This window comes from Chryseosolibacter histidinae (assembly GCF_018598225.1).
GTDB lineage: Bacteria > Bacteroidota > Bacteroidia > Cytophagales > Cyclobacteriaceae > Chryseosolibacter > Chryseosolibacter histidini.
The window spans coordinates 19,319-36,411 of record NZ_JAHESF010000035.1 but is presented as its reverse complement, the minus strand read 5'-3'; the positions used below and the strand labels follow the sequence as shown (position 1 = coordinate 36,411).

The following is a 17,093-nucleotide window of genomic DNA, read 5'->3' as shown; positions in this document are numbered from 1 at the left end:
GGTGAGGGCTTGTTGGTGAAGAACACCAACAAGGGCAAGTAATTACACGAAGCGTGATATTTTATAGTGATTTTTTCAACCGGCTAACCGGCAACTGGTAACCGGCAACCAATTTAAAGATCGACCCCTATGAGTTTTAGGCAAACAATGAAAGTAAAATGTGTGAGGCCTGCGTCGGCGCTGGTGCTGATGGCGCTGTGCCTGCTGACGTGGAATGATGCGAGGGCGCAACGTACGCTTACGCTGAGTGAATCGATAGAGATCGCGCAGACGAGCAGTCGCAGCATCAAAAAATCGAAGCTGAACCTTTACGGGAATCAGCGCAGCCTGGATGCGCAACGGGCGGCGTTGAAATCGAGGTTCGCGTTGGCGGTGACGCCGTTCGATTACAACCGGCAGCGCAGCTTCAACGACCTGTTCTCGACCTGGAACACCAATAAAGATTATAACTCGTTTGCCAATCTTTCCGTCATCCAACCGATTGTGGCTACCGATGGTACCATCTCATTGATCAACCGATTCGGCTACCGCGATAACTATTCGGAATTCCAGGACGTGAGGACGAAGACCTATAGCAACAACCTGTACCTTCAGATCGACCAGCCGATCTTTACCTACAACAGAACGAAGATACAACTGAAGGAGCTGGAGCTGAACCTCGAGAACGCCACCATCAGCAACTCGCTGCAAATGCTCAGTCTCGAGCAAAGTGTTACCAGGTCGTTCTACACTTTTTACCAACGACAAAACAACCTTCAGATCTCGAAGGATGAGTATGAAAATCAAAAGATCAGCTACGAGATCACGCAAAACAAAGTAGCGGCAGACCTGCTGGCGCAGGAAGAGCTTTACCAGGCCGAGCTCAACCTGGCCACGTCAAAATCCACCCTGGAAAACAACCAGGTATTGCTTGACAACGCTGCTGATGATTTCAAACTTTTACTGGGCATGGACCTCACGGAACAAATTGCCGTGGAGGTGGATATCAATTTTATCACCCGCGAAGTGGACCTCAACCAGGCTTTGGTTCACGCGCTGGAGCACAGAATGGAATTGAGGCAACGCGCCATCGACATCGAACGGTCGCAGTTTGAATTGATCCGCACCAAGGCGCTGAATGAGTTCAAAGGCGCGGTGGCCCTGTCGTTGGGTGTATTCGGTGATAATGAACGGGCGCACAATGTGTACGAGGTACCTGCCGTGAATCCGAGGATCGCGGTTTCCTTCAACATTCCCATCTTCGACTGGGGTGAAAACAGGGCGCGCATGGATGCTGCCAACGCCTCACGGGAGATCAAAAATGTTGACCTCGAAGTGGAGAAGAACGACATCATGATCAACATCCGGAAGATCTACAGAAACCTGCAGAACCTGGAAAACCAGATAACGATAGCCGAGCAGAATGTCAAAAACGCTACGCTGACCTATGACATCAACCTGGAACGGTATAGGAATGGCGATCTCACGAGCATTGACCTCAACCGGTTTCAAAGCCAGCTCTCCGAGAAAAAAAGCACTTATGCCGATGCCCTGATCAATTATAAGATCGAGCTCCTGAACCTGAAGATCACTTCCCTGTACGATTTCGAAACGCAACAGCCTGTGATCGCTCCAACCCATTAATCATTGCAATGAAAACAACACTACACATCATGAATAAGCTCAAAAAAGGTACAGCCTCTCCTTCTGGCCGGAACATGCTTTCACTCCTGGTGCTCATCGGCATCTGTTCCTGTAACCCCGACAACTCGGACATCAAAACCGAAATAAAGATCCCCGTATCGGTGGTGAGCATCAAACCGCAGAGCATCTCGCGGTTCATTGAGACCACGGGCACGGTTTACTCTTTCAAAGAAGGTGTATTGAAATCAGAGCTCGGTGGCATTTACAATTTGCAGCGCAATCCTGCCACGGGAAGACCCTTCGCGCTTGGCGATGCAGTAAAGGCGGGCCAGGTGGTGATCCGGATCGAGGACCGGGAATTTCAGAACAACCTGCAGGTTGAAAGCAAAAAACTGAACCTGGAGCTGGCCGACAATAATCTGAAAAAGCAACAATCGCTGTACGATAAGGGCGGTGTTACGCTCACGGAATTGAAAAAATCTTCCATGGACCACGTCACCGCCAGGTACGCGTACGAGAATGCCGAGATCCAGCAGGCGAAGATGTCGGTGAAAGCCCCGTTTGATGGTGTGATCGTAGAGTTACCGTATCACACGGATGGTGTCAGGGTCGACCAGGGACAAACCATGCTGAAGGTGATGCAATACGACAAGCTGCTGATGGATGTGAAACTTCCGGAGAAACATTTGCCTGAGGTTACCATGGACCAAACGGTGCAGATCGCCAACTACAATGTGGCCAAAAAGGATACCATCTACGGAAAGATCAGCCAGATCTCCCCGGTGATCAACGCAGACACCCGGACGTTTCAAAGTGTTCTTCAGATCGATAACGGAAAAAAATTGCTGCGCCCCGGCATGTTCATCAAAGCCTTTATCCTTTCTGAAAAACGTGAAGGCACGATCGTCATCCCTAAAGAGACGGTGATCTCGCGGCAAGACGGCAAGGTAGTGTTTACGGTGGAGAACGGCATTGCTACGGAAAAGAAGATCACCACGGGCCTCGAGAGCATCGATGTAGTGGAAGTTGTCAGCGGTCTGAAGGTCAACGACAGGCTCGTGGTCTCCGGGTTTGAAACGCTGCGGAACAAATCGAAAGTGAGCATCATTCAATAACATTTAAACAACGCATCCTGTGAAGAAGATAGTCTCGCTGGCCGTTTCTTACCCGGTGTCGATCCTGATGATGGTGCTGGCTGTCATTTTACTGGGATCCATTTCATTCGGGAAACTTGGCATTGAGCTGGTTCCGGAAATGAAGAACCCCACCCTCTTCGTTGAGCTGAAGGTGGGCATCAAACCGCCGTCGGAAGTTGAAAAACAATTCATCGAATCGATTGAATCCATTGCGATCCGACAGAGCGGGGCTGTGGAAGTAAGCTCGGTGAGCCAGACGGGCTATGGCCGTGTTACGGTGCAGTATGACTGGAGCAAGGATATGGACGAGGCGTTTCTCGACCTGCAGAAATCGCTCTCATCGTTTTCACTCAACGACGAGGTAGACGAGTTTGTGATCACACAATTCGATCCCAATGCAGCGCCTGTAATGACGCTGGGCATCTATAATCCGGCCTCCAACGATACAGAAGCGCTGCGACGGATCGCAGAGAACAACTTCAGGAACGAATTCATCAAACTGCCCGGAATAGCGGAAGTTCGCCTGTCGGGTGAACAGGAGAAAGAAGTGGTGCTGGAAACCGACCCGGACCTGCTGGCCTCTTTCGGTTTGACGGTGAATGACCTCGTCACCAAGATCCAGAACTATAACCGGAGCGTCTCCGGCGGATTTATCGAGGAGCTGGGCCGGAAGTATGTGATCAAAGGTTTGGGCATCATTGAAAAACCTGAAGACCTCGAGGCACTGGTGGTGGGTTATACGAGCCGCGGCAATACAGTGGCCAATCCTGAAACACCTGCTTTAACATCAACCCTGGCGGCACCAGCCAACACAACATCTTCTTCGGACCAGGTGCCTGTGCTGCTTCGTGAGGTGGCCACGATCAAATTGCTGGATAAAGAAGCGAGCAGTATCGTGAGGGTTAATCAGCGGCGAAGCATAGGGATGTCCATCTATAAAGAAACAAACTACAACACGGTGAATGCGGTCAACGAGCTGATGACCTCACTCGAGCGGTTGAAGAAGACTGTTCCGGGTTACGAGTTTGTGGTCATTCAGAACCAGGGGCGGTTTATCCAGGGGGCCATCGACGAAGTGAAGGAATCAGGTCTCTACGGCATCCTGTTCGCGGTGATCGTGTTGTTCCTCTTCCTGCGAAGGATCGGCTCCACGCTCATCATCAGCATTGTGATCCCGATCTCGATCATTGCCACGTTCAACCTGATGTACTTCAATGGCCTCACGCTGAACGTGATGACCCTTGGCGGGCTTGCCCTGAGCGCCGGCATGCTGGTGGACATTGCCATCGTAGTGGTGGAGAATATCTTCCGGAAACGCGAGGAAGGCATGAGTGTGGTCGATGCGGCCGTGGAAGGAACGAGCGAAGTAAGTGGTGCAATCACCGCCTCGACGCTTACCTGTATTGTTGTGTTTTTGCCGATCGTTTATTTGCAAGGGCCCTCAGGAGAGCTCTTTAAAGACCAGGCGTGGACGGTTGCTTTCTCCCAGATCGCTTCGCTCTTCGTAGCCCTTCTGGTGATCCCGATGCTCTTCGCGCAGTTCTTCCGGAAGGACAAAGTGTTTGCCAGAGAAAAGAACGTGTTTTCGGAAGAAAAGCAGGTACGATTCAAATCTTACCGGACTTTATTGGAAAAAGGTCTGAATCACAAAACGGCCCTGATCGTGGCGTCGTTTGCCATGATCTTCGGTGCAGCGCTGCTGGTACCGGTCATCGGCAGCGAGTACATGCCGCAGTCGGATACACGCGCCATTTCAGTGGATGTGACCCTGACCAACGGCACGCCGCTCCCCAGGACTTCCGCCACCGTGAGCCAGATCGAAGGGCAGCTTCTGCAGCTGTTCGAGGGACAGCTCGATAAAATATATTCACACATCGGCGCCCAGCAAAGCCAGTCGGGCATCACGAATGAAAACGTTTATCATGAGAACCAGGCAACACTGAAGCTCATCTTCCGGGAAGACATCGAGCTCGATATAGCACCGGTCATGTCCAAGCTGTCCACCTACTTCGAAGCACTGCCCGGCGTTGAAGCCACATTCGCCAATGACGAAAGCGCCCTGTATTCTGTGATGGGCGACGAAGAGATGCCGCTGGTGGTGGAGCTGAGCGGCGCTGACTTTGACAAGCTGAGGCCCCTCTCCGATTCGGTGATGCACATCATGGCTGCCAACGAATATGTTTTCGATCCGGTGTCTGATCTCGAAGAAGGTGTGCCCCAGATCAAGGTTGATGTTGACAAGTACAGGGCCGGGTTGTTCAATTTGTCGATCGATGATGTGATCGTTCAGATCAGGGATCAGCTGGAAGGCAAACCCGCTGGCACGATCGAGCGTGGTGGCGAGATCCAGGATATCAAGATCAGAGTTCCCGGTGTTACGCTGGCCGGACTGGAAAACATGCGCATCAAAAGCGGGCAACGCGAATTTCCACTCAGTGAGATCTCGACGGTGCATGTGGAATATGCCAGCAACGCGATCCACAGAAAAAACCAAACCAGGACGGTGTCCATTGGCGCCCGCGTGAACCAGGACGAGCCGTACGACAAGGTGGTGAAGTCGGTTGAAACCGCGCTTGCAAAATTAACGGTGCCGCCACAGTATAAGATCAAGGTTGCAGGCCAGGAATTGCGGCGCCAGGAATCCGTGAAGAACCTGACGTTCGCGCTCGTACTGTCCATCGTGCTGGTGTATATGGTGCTTGCCTCTCAATTCGAGTCGCTGCTGCATCCGTTCACCATCTTGTTAACGATACCGCTGGCGGCTGTTGGCGCGATCCTGGCCTTCTTTATCCTGGGCATGCCCCTGAACATGATGGGCTATATCGGCATCATTCTGCTGGGTGGCATTGCAGTGAACAACTCCATTATGATCATTGACTGCATCAACCAGAACCGGCAGAACGGTATGGCCCTGCGGGAGGCGATACTGGACGCCGGCGAGCGCAGGCTCAGGCCCATTATGATGACAAGCATGACCACGATCCTCGGGATCCTTCCGCTGACGTTGGGCTTTGGCGAGAGTGCAGCGTTACGGGCACCCATTGCCATTGCCGTGATCGGCGGATTGGTAACGTCAACGCTGCTGACGCTGATCATCATACCCTGCTACTACGAGAGCATTGAAAACGTCATCGCCCGGATCAGCCGGAAGAAAGAAGTGAAAATCGAAGTTTCACATGGATAACAACGGTTTACTACAAACGATCATCAGGAGGAAGGTCCTCGTATCGATGTTGTTCATCGGGCTCACCTTCATGGGGTATATCTCCTATACCAAACTTCCTGTGGAGCTTTTTCCGAACGTGGAGCTGCCGGTGCTGATCGTACATGTGAGGCCCGTATCGGAAGTCGATCCCCGGTACATGGAACGCAAGGCGATCGTGCCGCTGGAGAGCACCATCAGTACGCTGGAGGGTGTGGCGGAGATCACGGCGAATGCCGATAGCCGGCAGGGCCTGATCTTCATCTCCTTTCAACAAGGGGTGAACATCAAATATGCTTACCTCAAGCTGGAACAGAAGGTGGGTGCCATCAAGTCGAGCCTCACGCCGGAGTTCATCGTCAACATCATCAAGATCGATACAGAAGAGTTCTCGAATGGCTTTATGGACCTGCAGGTGCTTGGCAGCGGTGGTGCAGACCGTGTGCGGAACATAGCCGATCAATATATCACGGACCGGCTGAGCGACGTAGATGGTGTGGGTGGCGTGGAAGTTTTTGGCGGCCGTCAAAAGACCGTGGAGATCATCATGAACGATGCGGTGTGCGAGGCCAATGGCATTACGCCCAACACGATCAGCAACGTGCTCTCGCGCAACTCGAACAAGAGCGCTTTTGCGGGGCAGGTAGAAATGGATGGCCGGAAAGTTTTTGTGAACGTTACGGCAGAGCTGAAAGATATCAAGCACATTCAAAGCCTTGTGGTTTCCGAGAAAGGACCACTTCTGCTGAGCGATGTGGCCGACGTCTTCTTCGGCGTAAAAGAGCAGACCTCCCTCAGCCGCGTGAATGGAAAGGATGCCGTCTCCATCCGGGTGTCGAAAGATCCGCAGGCAAACCTGATCGCACTATCGGAAAGAACGCTTGACGCCATCGAAGCGATCAACAAAGATCTCGAGGCCATGGACGTGAAGGTCATTGTACAGAACAACCAGGCTGATATGATGTCCAGGAATATTGACGAGATCAAACACCTGGCCATGACCGGCGGACTGCTGGCGATCTTTGTGCTATGGGTCTTTCTGCGGCGGATGCGGTTTATCCTCAGTGTGGCTCTTGCCATTCCCATCTCTGTGTATACGGCGTTTAATTTCTTCTACGCTTATAACATTTCCATCAACAGCCTTACGCTGATCGGAATGGCCCTGGCGATCGGCATGCTGATGGACAACAGTGTTGTGGTAATTGAAAATATTTACCGCCACGTTGTGAACAAAACCAGGCGCGAAGAAGCTGTTGTAAAAGGAACGCGTGAGGTAATGCGCCCGGTCATTGCGGCAACCCTTTGCACGGTAACGGTATTCCTGCCCTTTATCTTTTCTTCCAATTTTCTCATCACACTTATCGGTACGCATATCGGCGTCTCGATCATATCGACGCTGCTTGTTTCACTCGTGGTTGCCCTGGTGCTGATCCCCATGCTGGCCGACACCGCCATCCGCAAAGAAGACGAACGGAGCGCACCGCTGATCAGGAATGCTTCGATCCGTCAGCGCGTGATCCAGATGTATATGGTACTGCTGAAATCCTGTTTCAGGCGGCCTATGTTCACGGTTGTGGGCGGATTGGTGCTGTTCTTTGTAACGATCGCGCTCGGGTTGGTGGTGAGCCTGTCGAGTCCCACGGCGGTGGAAACCACGGAGCTGAACATGTTCGTGACCATGCCCCAGGGCAGCACGCTTGAATCCACGGATCTGCGGATCAGAAAGATCGAAGAAAAAGTGATGGAGATCCCCGTCATTGAAAAAGTGATCAGCCAGATCTCGGAAGGTGATGCGGTGATCAGCGTTCAACTTGTTGAGGGATTCAACGACCTGGATACGATCTCTGTCAGTGATGTGCGAAACCGGCTTTCGGGCATCTCTAAAAATTTCGACGACGTCAATATTTCGTTGGAGAGACCGCCGAGGCAAAACGGTGGTGAAGGTGGTGGCGGAAGCTCTGCCGAGGAAGACTTTCAGCGCATGCTGGGCATTGGCACTGCCTCCGAACGGATTGTGATCAAAGGTCAGGACTTCGAGCTGATGCAGACGATCGCCCATGACATCAATACGATGGTGAGCGGCCTTCAGGCTGTTGGGCAGAGCTCGGTCAACCTCAGCCCGGAGCGTCCCGAGGCACATCTGGTATTCGACCAAAAACAGATGAGCGACTACCACATCACCCTGCAAAATGTAGCGGTGGCGCTCAACGATTTTCAGCCTTCGTTCACATCGGGCTCCAATTTTATCAGCGGCGGCGAGCAATACGAGATCACCATCCGCACACAAAACCAGGTGACGAACAGGGCCAAGGAAATGCGCGACCTGCGGGAGATGCCTGTTACCAGCACCACAGGCGCAACGCACACCTTCTCTGATATCGGAACGGCGCTCTACTCCTCCGGCGAAAGCACCATTACCCGGGCTGACCAGGAAAAACGCATCCAAATCACCTACCACTTCATCGACGAGGTATTGAAATCAGAATCGCTGCGGGAAGCCTCGCGGCTCGAGATCGACCAGATCGTGGCGGGTGTCAATATTCCATCGGGTATCGTGGTGCAGGTGGTTCGCGATGAGGGCCTGTATGATGATTTCTACTTCTTCATTTTTGCCGCGATCGTGATCATCTTTATGATCCTCGCCGCGGTGTTCGAATCGCTGTACCTGCCGATCGTGATCATGTTCGCCATTCCGCTTGCTGCCATCGGCGCGGTGCTTGGCCTTACCCTCACCGGTAACTCGCTGCTCAGCACCAATACACTGATCGGGTTCCTGATCCTGCTCGGCGTGGTAGTGAACAATGGGATCATTCTCATCGACTACTCACGCGTGCTGAGAAGGCAGGGTTATACAAAATACCGTGCGCTGATGATGAGCGGCATCTCCCGGATCCGGCCGATCCTGATCACCTCCATTGCCACCATCATCGCGATGCTGCCACTGGCCCTCGGGGAAGCGGAATATGTTGTGAGCATCGGCCAGCCTTTTGCCGTTACCGTGATGGGCGGACTCGGCTTTGCCACCATGCTCACGCTGTTCTACATTCCGACCATGAGCGCCGGCCTGGAAAGTGTGCTTCACTGGTTCAGGCACCTGAAGCCCGGCATCAAAGCTGCGCAGATCGTGATGATGATCGTTGCGGGCGCTTTTATATCGTTACGGATCGAAGGACTGCTTTTACAAATGATCGCATTCTTCGCAGCGGTCATTTTGATCCCCGGCGGCACACACTTCATCATGTCGTCGCTGCGCCAGGCCAACGCTAAAATGGTTGCACCCGGCGAGGCCATGCACATCGAGATCCAAAGGCTCACGAAAGTGTATGGCAGAGACAAACGATGGATCAGAGAATGGAAAGGCAACAAAAATCTATTCGATGCGCGCGGAGAAGAGCCTGTGACCACCCGTATGGTTTTACAAGACCTGATCTGGCAGGGTGCGTTGGCTGGCTTCCTGATCTATTTCATCTACTTCCACCTGGAGAAGGCATTCTGGCAATTGTTCTTTATGGTGCTGCTGCACGTGCTGCTGCTGTCAGTGCTCGGCAATGTAACGCAGGTATTACCCCGCAGGCGAAAACTGTTAAAGATCTGTAACACTTTGCTGTACTGGGGATTTCCAATCTTCAGCGCTGTGTTCCTGTACAACAGCGTGCAGGTGAAAGCCATCGGCATCATTCTCATCTTCCTGTGGTTTACAGGACTGTTCCTTGTGCGTGTATCGAAAAAACTAAAGGAACGCGCTGTAGATGTTCATGTCACCACCGGCAGGTTCAGGAAGATCAGGCGGATCTATTACCGGCTATTGCTTTCCATTCCTTATGTAAGACCGAAGAAGGCGGAGTTCAAAGCGCTCAAGGGCGTGAGCCTCACGATCGAACAAGGCATGTTCGGATTGTTAGGACCGAACGGCGCCGGCAAAACCACGCTCATGCGGATCCTTTGCGGCATCCTGGACCAGAGCTACGGCAAGATCTGGATCAATGGCCACGACACGGCCTTGCGCAGGGAAGAGCTGCAAGGTCTCATCGGGTACCTTCCCCAGGCTTTTGGCACGTACGAGAACATGACTCCCTACGAGTTCCTGGATTACCAGGCGATCCTGCGAAAGATCTCCAACAAAGACGAGCGGAAAGAACGGGTACAATATGTACTGAAGGCTGTGCACATGGACGAGCATCAGCACAAAAAGATCGGCTCGTTCTCGGGTGGTATGAAACAGCGGATCGGTATTGCGCAGATCCTGCTTCACCTTCCGAAGATACTGGTGGTAGATGAGCCGACGGCGGGCCTCGATCCGTTGGAGCGGATCCGTTTCCGGAACCTGCTGGTAGAGCTCAGCCGCGAACGGATTGTGGTGTTCTCCACCCACATCATCGAAGACATCGCGAGCAGCTGCAACAAGCTGGCGGTACTCATCTCCGGCAACATCGAATACATCGGTAGCCCCACGACCATGGCGGAGCTGGCCAATGAAAAAGTGTGGGAATTCCATTTAACACCTGACGAGTTCGAGGTTGAAAAAGAGAATTATCTCATTGTTCACCACATGCGGGAAGGTGACCTTATACGGGTAAAGTGTTTATCAGACGAGCTGCCCCGGTTCGATGCCGTTCCGGTACGCGCGAATCTGGAGGATGCCTATTTATGGTTGATGAAAAGTAAATCAAGGAAAAAAAATGAAGAGCTATCTGCTGCTGTTGTATAAGCTGATGATCTATAACATCAAGGTGATTTTCGGGAACAAGTTCGTTTACTTTGTGGTGGCGGCGTTTTTGTTCTTCGCCTTCATCATCCTGCTTACCATCCTGGACGATCCGGACTTCGACGAAGCGGTGATCTATGGCTTCCTGGTTTTCCCGGGGCTGTTGCTTATCTTCTACCCGATGGCGTATGGTATTCAGAACGACGATGATTCCAAAATGCTTGAAACAATTTTTGGCATTCCCAACTACCGGTACAAGGTATGGCTGGTGCGCTTCATCCTGACGATCGGGGTCGCTGCGGTTATCCTGATCATTCTCGCCAGCCTCGCTAACCTCACGCTGTACCGGTTCAGTATTCTGCCGATGCTCGGCCAGGTGCTCTTTCCCATCACTTTTCTTTCTTCGTTAGGCTTTGCGTTGTCTACGCTGATCAGGAATGGCAATGGAACTGCTATTGTCATCGTGATCATATCGTTCATATTTTTCATTTTTGCCGAAGAGCTGGAGTACAGCACCTACAACGTCTTTCTTAATCCTTTCTCGGAACCGCGCCAGATGAGCGAATTTATCTGGCTGACCATCATTTACAAGAACAGGCTATACCTCATGATCCTGAGCATGCTTTGTCTTCTGTATGGGATGTTCAATCTCCAGTTCAGGGAAAAGTTTGTTTGAGGACGTCAGGACGTGTAATCAGCGGATCACCAGTTTCCGCACATAGGATCTGTTACTGTCACTTATTACAACGGCATAAATCCCTTTCTGCCACGTTGAAACCGACAATCGCAACTCCTTCTCCGACGAACTTTCCCGGGTGTAAACCAACCTGCCCTCTCCACTATAGATCTGCAGGTGAGCACCCGATGTGAGTCGGATGGTTGTTTCATGCGTGGCCGGGTTTGGATAGATGCTGATCTGATCCTGTGTTTCTTCTTCGACGCCCGTTACAAGGAATATGCCTGACCCTTCATAACAGCCACGTTTATAAATAATTGCCCGATACTGCCCGGTTGTACCATCGAAGGGTATTGAATTGGATGGCCCTGATGCAATGGCAGCTCCATTCCGATACCAGACGTAGTGATCTGCTTTTTCTTCCATGACCCGCATCCGGTCCTGCTCAAGCACTAACCTTGAGTCGATACCGATGCTGTCTATGGCAAGCTCAGCAGGCAGGCTTTGACATTGCTGGAAACTTTGCGTAATAAAATACCTGGCAGGCTTTGCTGGTGCATAGTAATAGCCACCGGTGCCAACCTTTGTCAGCAGGTTACTATCGGAAAACCACGATAAATTCTCTCCTTTCGCCATCAGGTAGATGGTACTGTTACTAACAGAATTGCAATAATACACCGGGCTTGCCTGAACAAGCTCAGGCTTGCCTGGCCGTTCAATGATGGTAATGTTCACTTCAGCCGCCACGCCCCTTACACCGCCTATGGTCTGTGTAACGTAAACTTTTTGCGATGAGGCAGGACTAAAGGTTCCGGTGGCGAGCAGGTTTGTAGCGTTCACATCGCTATACCATTGTATGTTCTGCCCCTTCGCGGTTAATGTTACGGTGCGGTTGCAACGGTAGATGATGGTGTCTTTCACACCGGGTGGTGGCGGAAGCATATTGAATGTCTTCACATCAGAGAATGCTGATGCAAGGTAGTTTTGGTCTACAGCCTGTACTTTCCATTCATAGTCACCGTTCACGATGTTGTTGAGCAACAGCTTGTTCACGGAACGTCCTGCGGCAAGTTTCTTTCGCGCACCGGTAGACGGGTCGAGGTAATTTTTATAAACCGGCACACCTCCTTTATAAAATACGACATCGTAGGTCAATGCCGACGACGGCGTATGGTCATCCTGTGGCGCATCCCATTCCAGGTGCAAACCTTCTGCTGTCTGATAGAACCGTAAGTTTGTTGGCGCAGCAGGAGCGTTATTTGAAATTCCCTTGCCTCCATCGATCAGCTTGTTCTCCAATACTTTCGCTGTTGTTGAATACAGTGAATTGTAATTTTCAGACATGAAACCGGTGAAGATGATATCGAGGTCTCCATCATTGTCATAATCGATGCTTTTTGATTTTCCGGAGACCCTGAAATTCGGAACAGTAGCTGTTTCAAAGCCACCGTTATTATTGTTCAATAGCATGGTGATCTCCGGGCCTGCGAAAATGAGGTCGAGGTCTCCATCGTTGTCGAAGTCAGCAGCGTTATTGGGAATAATAGCGTTCGATCCTGCCGGCAAGGTAACTTTCACTTCTTCAAATTGAAGCATTTGCGACGCGCTCAAGCCCAGATTTTTATAAAGTTTTGATTTATAATAATAGCCATCGCTGGTCAGGAACAGCACGTCGAGCCATCCATCTCCATTAAAATCGAGGACGCTTACATAACCCTGTGCTGTAGTACCGAATGTAATGTTGGTGGCCTGAAAACCTTTAGGTGTATTCAGAGACAAACTGAAACCACTTGCATAGCCGGTAATGATATCCTCATCGCCATCGCGATCAAAATCTCCTGCCACCCCCTGGTATGTGCAATAATATCCCTGACAATTACTGGCGAGGGCAGTAACAGACTGATAACTGCTGCCCGTATTCTGAAGCATTTTTGCCGAGGGGTATCCATTATATGGTTTTGCTGCCACGTAAAGATCCAGGTCGTTGTCCATGTCATAGTCTATGCCTGACAGAATCTCCAGGTTATCTGAGTCCACGATGTTAGTGAATGCGTTGAACGCGGCACCGTTGTGGGTATAGAGGTTCGTTTGATATCCGTTGTTCCACCCGTGCTCATAGATATCCAAGGCACCGTCCATATTAAGGTCCTCAAAAAATGCGGAGACGGACGAGGGTTGGCTTAGATTACCAAAGTTTGTGGCCACAAAACCGCTTTCGGTATTGGCATAGGCGGCCTTCACGCGGGTAGTATTGTTCCCGTCAGAATAGTATCCTGTCAGCAGGAGGTCCATACGGCCGTCGGCGTTGAAATCACCCACATCCATTGCGTGATCGACATTCGGAAGGGCGGTATCCTTGATCTCCCACAACGCCGTATTCCATGTTACGGTGTTGGAATGTGTCGTAGGAGCGCCGCCAACGAGCTCCCTAACACGATAGGTAAAGAGCTGATTATATTTTAATTCTGTGTCGGTATATTCAAGGGATCCTGCGCTCAGATCGGCAACCAACTCATAGTCGGTAGAAGGTGTTTTCCGTTCCACGATCACGTGATCGGCACCGGATGTACCGGCTGTCCAGCGAAGCTTTACTTTGTTCAGCAATATACGCTCAACGGTAAGACCGGTGGGTCCTGCCGCAATGGTAAAGGAGTGTGGTTCAGACCATCCCGATGACGCAAACGATGCATCAAGCGCCTGAACCTTCGCGGTATAAGTTCCCGCCGGGAGCTCGTTGACGAAAAAGAACAACCGGTTTCCCGCGTTCCCCTGGCCGGTAACATTTCGCCATGTACCTGATGCGTTGGTGCCTGGATGTACCCAGGATTTACCATTGGCATCAACGATCAGCACGTTATAGCTGATAAGCTTTGACGGTGTGGTATTATCTGTGGATGGCTGCCATTGGATCTTCACCGTGCCATTTCCGATCGTAGATGTCACAGCGCCGGGTGCCGTGGGCGGTGTGTTGGTTCGAAGACCTGATTTCCACTGATTGGTGTACACACTGCTCAATCCCTGATGCTGATCATCGTTAGCCATTCTCACAATGTCGACGTCACCATCGTTTTCAAGATCCAACAGGTGAACATACGTGCCCCACCTGCCGGGGAATTTATAGGGCGCAACTTCAAAAGCTCCGTTGCCATTGTTTTGCATGACACCTATGTTATAGCCATCGTAAAGGATAAGCTCCGGCCAGCCGTTGAAGTCGAGGTCAGCCGATGCGAGCCTTGTTTCATTGAGGTAGAATGCTCTGAAAAAGACAGGGTCTCCGAAAACTTCGTTACCCTGCCCAAGGTGCATCACCAGTCTGCTGTCGGCGTGCTTGTACATCAGGTCCAGGAAGCCATCAGCATTGAGGTCCTGGAAGATGATATCAGCATAAGAAAAGATCGTGGTTTCTTTTACCTGGAACGCACGGCCATTCAGGCTGATGGCCAGCATGGCTTTAGTGCTGGGATAATCCGTTCCGCCAAAAAAAAGGTCGAGGAAGCCATCATTGTTGATGTCTACGGTTTTAAACCATCGTCCCACGGAGAGCTCCGGCGCAATGGAAAGTGTTTCGCTGCTGAAACTGCCGTCGCGTTTCTGGATCAAAAATTTATAGTAGTATCCACTACCGCTCGAGACAGCCGCACCAAAAAAGATATCGATCAAACCATCGTTGTTAAAATCTTTCAACTCATAATCGTACATGTAGTTGATGGCAGATGATTCATACGATTTTGAAAAGACGCCGCCGTTGTTGGAGAGCACCTGGATCTTCATGCCCCAGGTATCTCCTGTCCGGACACACATATCGATGTCGCCATCGCTGTCCATATCGCCCATGAAAAGCAATCCGCTGTACGCTTTGTCCCAATCCGTTCCCGTATTCGGCAAGTACGATTTCATTGAAAAATTACCGGTTCCATCGTTGTCCATGGCAGTTTCGTTCTTTGAATCGACGCGCCCGATAACCTGAAGATCGTAATCACCGTCTGAGTCGATATCAGCCACACCACCGCCTCCCACGATGATGTTTGGATTTCTTCTGGCAAAGGCGGCTTCTTTGAACTGTCCCGCGTAATGACTGAGAACTATGCTTGGCGCAGAGTATGATGTTCCGTTGACTGACCTGACGCAATATTCATAGGTCTCGTTCAAAACAAGGGTGTTGTCAACGAATGACGTCATCGTCATGGGTACTTCATAAAGTTTTTTCCATGGCTCCTTCGTAGATCGCCTATAGATGGCAAAGCCTGTAAAGATGCCGACCTGCTGGTATGACAAATTTACCTCGGTAAAATTATTGCTGCTCAGCATGATGAGCGGCCCCGCGTCGACGGTAAAATCCTGGTAAGCTGTAAAGGCCGAAGCGTGCGAAGCATAATCGACGGCCTGTACCCGCCACCGGTAATTTCCCGCGGGGAGGTTTTTCAGCTTGTGCTCAGCGATCACGGCGGACTGTGCCGGAAATGGGATCATCAGCGTTCCATCATCCATCGATGAGGAAGGTAAGGTTGTGACGCCGTTCCGCTCGATCTCTATGGAATAAAATGTATGGGGTGCAACATCCCATTTCAGGGTCACGTCGTCGCCACTGATGGTCTGCGGGTTTGCCGGTACCTCCGGGGCCGGGGTGGTGGGTGAAGCCTGTTCATTCACATAAATTTTATGAATGCCCCCCACACCCGAAGGGTTCGATGTGCTGAGGTGGATGTCGAGGTCGCCGTCACTGTCAAAATCTACAAATTTGGGATTCGACGCTAACGCTGCCGCCAGCATAAAGTTGCCGGTAGTGAAGGACATCTGACCTCCCGAAGAGGTATTTAACAATACCATCGTGGTATTGTTAATGTTGGAAAGCCCGTATATGACGAAATCTACCAGTCCGTCGCTGTTGACGTCGCCTGGTGACACCGTTGCAATGCCGCCCGATACCGGGAAGGTATAGGCACGCTCGAATTCCGCTTTCCCATTTTGTTTGAAGCTATTGCGGAAAATGGATCTTGTATAATTCGATTCGGATACCTGTATGTCAAGGTCTCCGTCTCCATCCGCATCGACGAGAAAGAAGGTGCCATCGTTCCGGATGCTGCCGAATTCTGTGCCTTTGGTAAAAACACCATTGCCCTGGCCGATGTACGGGACGAGGGTGTTATAGTTGACGTCTATCAGGTCGACAATGCCATCGTTGTTGATATCGCCCCATATGTATTTACTGATCTCCGGAAATGCGACGATCGATTCAGCAAATGTGCCGTTTGTATTCAGGAATATCTTGCCGTCCAGGATGATGTCAAGGTCTGCGTCTGCGTCGATATCGATGCAATCCAGGGGTGTTGACCTGGTGGAAACGAAATCTATTCCCGTTGGCTGCAGAACAAAATCGAAATTGCCCTGGTTGAGCAGGGCGTGGACCTTACCTCCACCGGATAAAAGCACGTCCATGTAACCATTGTGATCAAAGTCGACCAGTCTGAGCTGATCGTTATAGCTGAAGGGTTGATTTCCCAATCCCACACCCATCGGTATGAGCGTACCATTGTCATTTTTAAACGTTTTGACTTTGTCAACCCAGTTCGCTGTCACGGCATCGAGGTCTCCGTCTCCGTCAAGATCCACCCACTCGAGGCCTCCCCAGACTGAGCCAAGGTTGCTGAAGCTGATGGGGGTAGCTGAAAAATTCTGTGCCGTTGCATATTGCACATTCATCAATAACGATATACCGGTCAGGAGTAAAATTCTCTTCATCAATTCTAGATT

General features: G+C 51.1%; 6 protein-coding genes. 5 read left to right on the top strand and 1 reads right to left on the bottom strand.

Going from position 1 to position 17,093, the window contains the following annotated elements; all coding sequences use genetic code 11:
• Positions 1 to 147: 147 nt before the first annotated feature.
• From KK083_RS24845 to KK083_RS24825, 5 genes are read left to right on the top strand one after another with little or no spacing between them, the layout of a single operon-like run.
• Positions 148 to 1,623 carry a TolC family protein gene (locus KK083_RS24845; protein ID WP_254168516.1) on the top strand — a complete coding sequence of 492 codons (1,476 nt, stop codon included), beginning with the start codon at positions 148 to 150 and terminating at the stop codon, positions 1,621 to 1,623.
• An 8-nt stretch (positions 1,624 to 1,631) separates the two neighbouring features.
• Entirely contained in the window at positions 1,632 to 2,738 is a 1,107-nt protein-coding gene (locus KK083_RS24840; protein WP_254168515.1) for an efflux RND transporter periplasmic adaptor subunit, read from the top strand.
• A gap of 19 nt (positions 2,739 to 2,757) precedes the next feature.
• Positions 2,758 to 5,943, top strand: coding sequence for an efflux RND transporter permease subunit (locus KK083_RS24835; RefSeq protein ID WP_254168514.1), 3,186 nt, complete (start codon positions 2,758 to 2,760; stop codon positions 5,941 to 5,943).
• Complete coding sequence (locus KK083_RS24830) at positions 5,936 to 10,669, top strand: efflux RND transporter permease subunit (RefSeq protein ID WP_254168513.1); 4,734 nt, start codon at positions 5,936 to 5,938, stop codon at positions 10,667 to 10,669. Before KK083_RS24835 ends, KK083_RS24830 begins: the two co-directional genes overlap by 8 nt.
• Positions 10,641 to 11,342, top strand: a complete 702-nt coding sequence (locus KK083_RS24825; RefSeq protein ID WP_254168512.1) for a hypothetical protein — start codon at positions 10,641 to 10,643, stop codon at positions 11,340 to 11,342. Before KK083_RS24830 ends, KK083_RS24825 begins: the two co-directional genes overlap by 29 nt.
• An 18-nt stretch (positions 11,343 to 11,360) precedes the next feature.
• Here KK083_RS24825 and KK083_RS24820 read toward each other — a convergent pair whose 3' ends face one another.
• Complete coding sequence (locus tag KK083_RS24820; protein ID WP_254168511.1) at positions 11,361 to 17,081, bottom strand: T9SS type A sorting domain-containing protein; 5,721 nt, start codon at positions 17,079 to 17,081, stop codon at positions 11,361 to 11,363.
• Between the last annotated feature and the right edge of the window lie 12 nt (positions 17,082 to 17,093).

Excerpts from the sequence above, each read along its gene's own strand:
- KK083_RS24845 (WP_254168516.1), top strand. The coding sequence starts at position 148 with ATGAAAGTAAAATGTGTGAGGCCTGCGTCGGCGCTGGTGCTGATGGCG.
- KK083_RS24840 (WP_254168515.1), top strand. The coding sequence starts at position 1,632 with ATGAAAACAACACTACACATCATGAATAAGCTCAAAAAAGGTACAGCC.
- KK083_RS24830 (WP_254168513.1), top strand. The coding sequence starts at position 5,936 with ATGGATAACAACGGTTTACTACAAACGATCATCAGGAGGAAGGTCCTC.
- KK083_RS24825 (WP_254168512.1), top strand. The coding sequence starts at position 10,641 with ATGAAGAGCTATCTGCTGCTGTTGTATAAGCTGATGATCTATAACATC.
- KK083_RS24820 (WP_254168511.1), bottom strand. The coding sequence starts at position 17,081 with ATGAAGAGAATTTTACTCCTGACCGGTATATCGTTATTGATGAATGTG.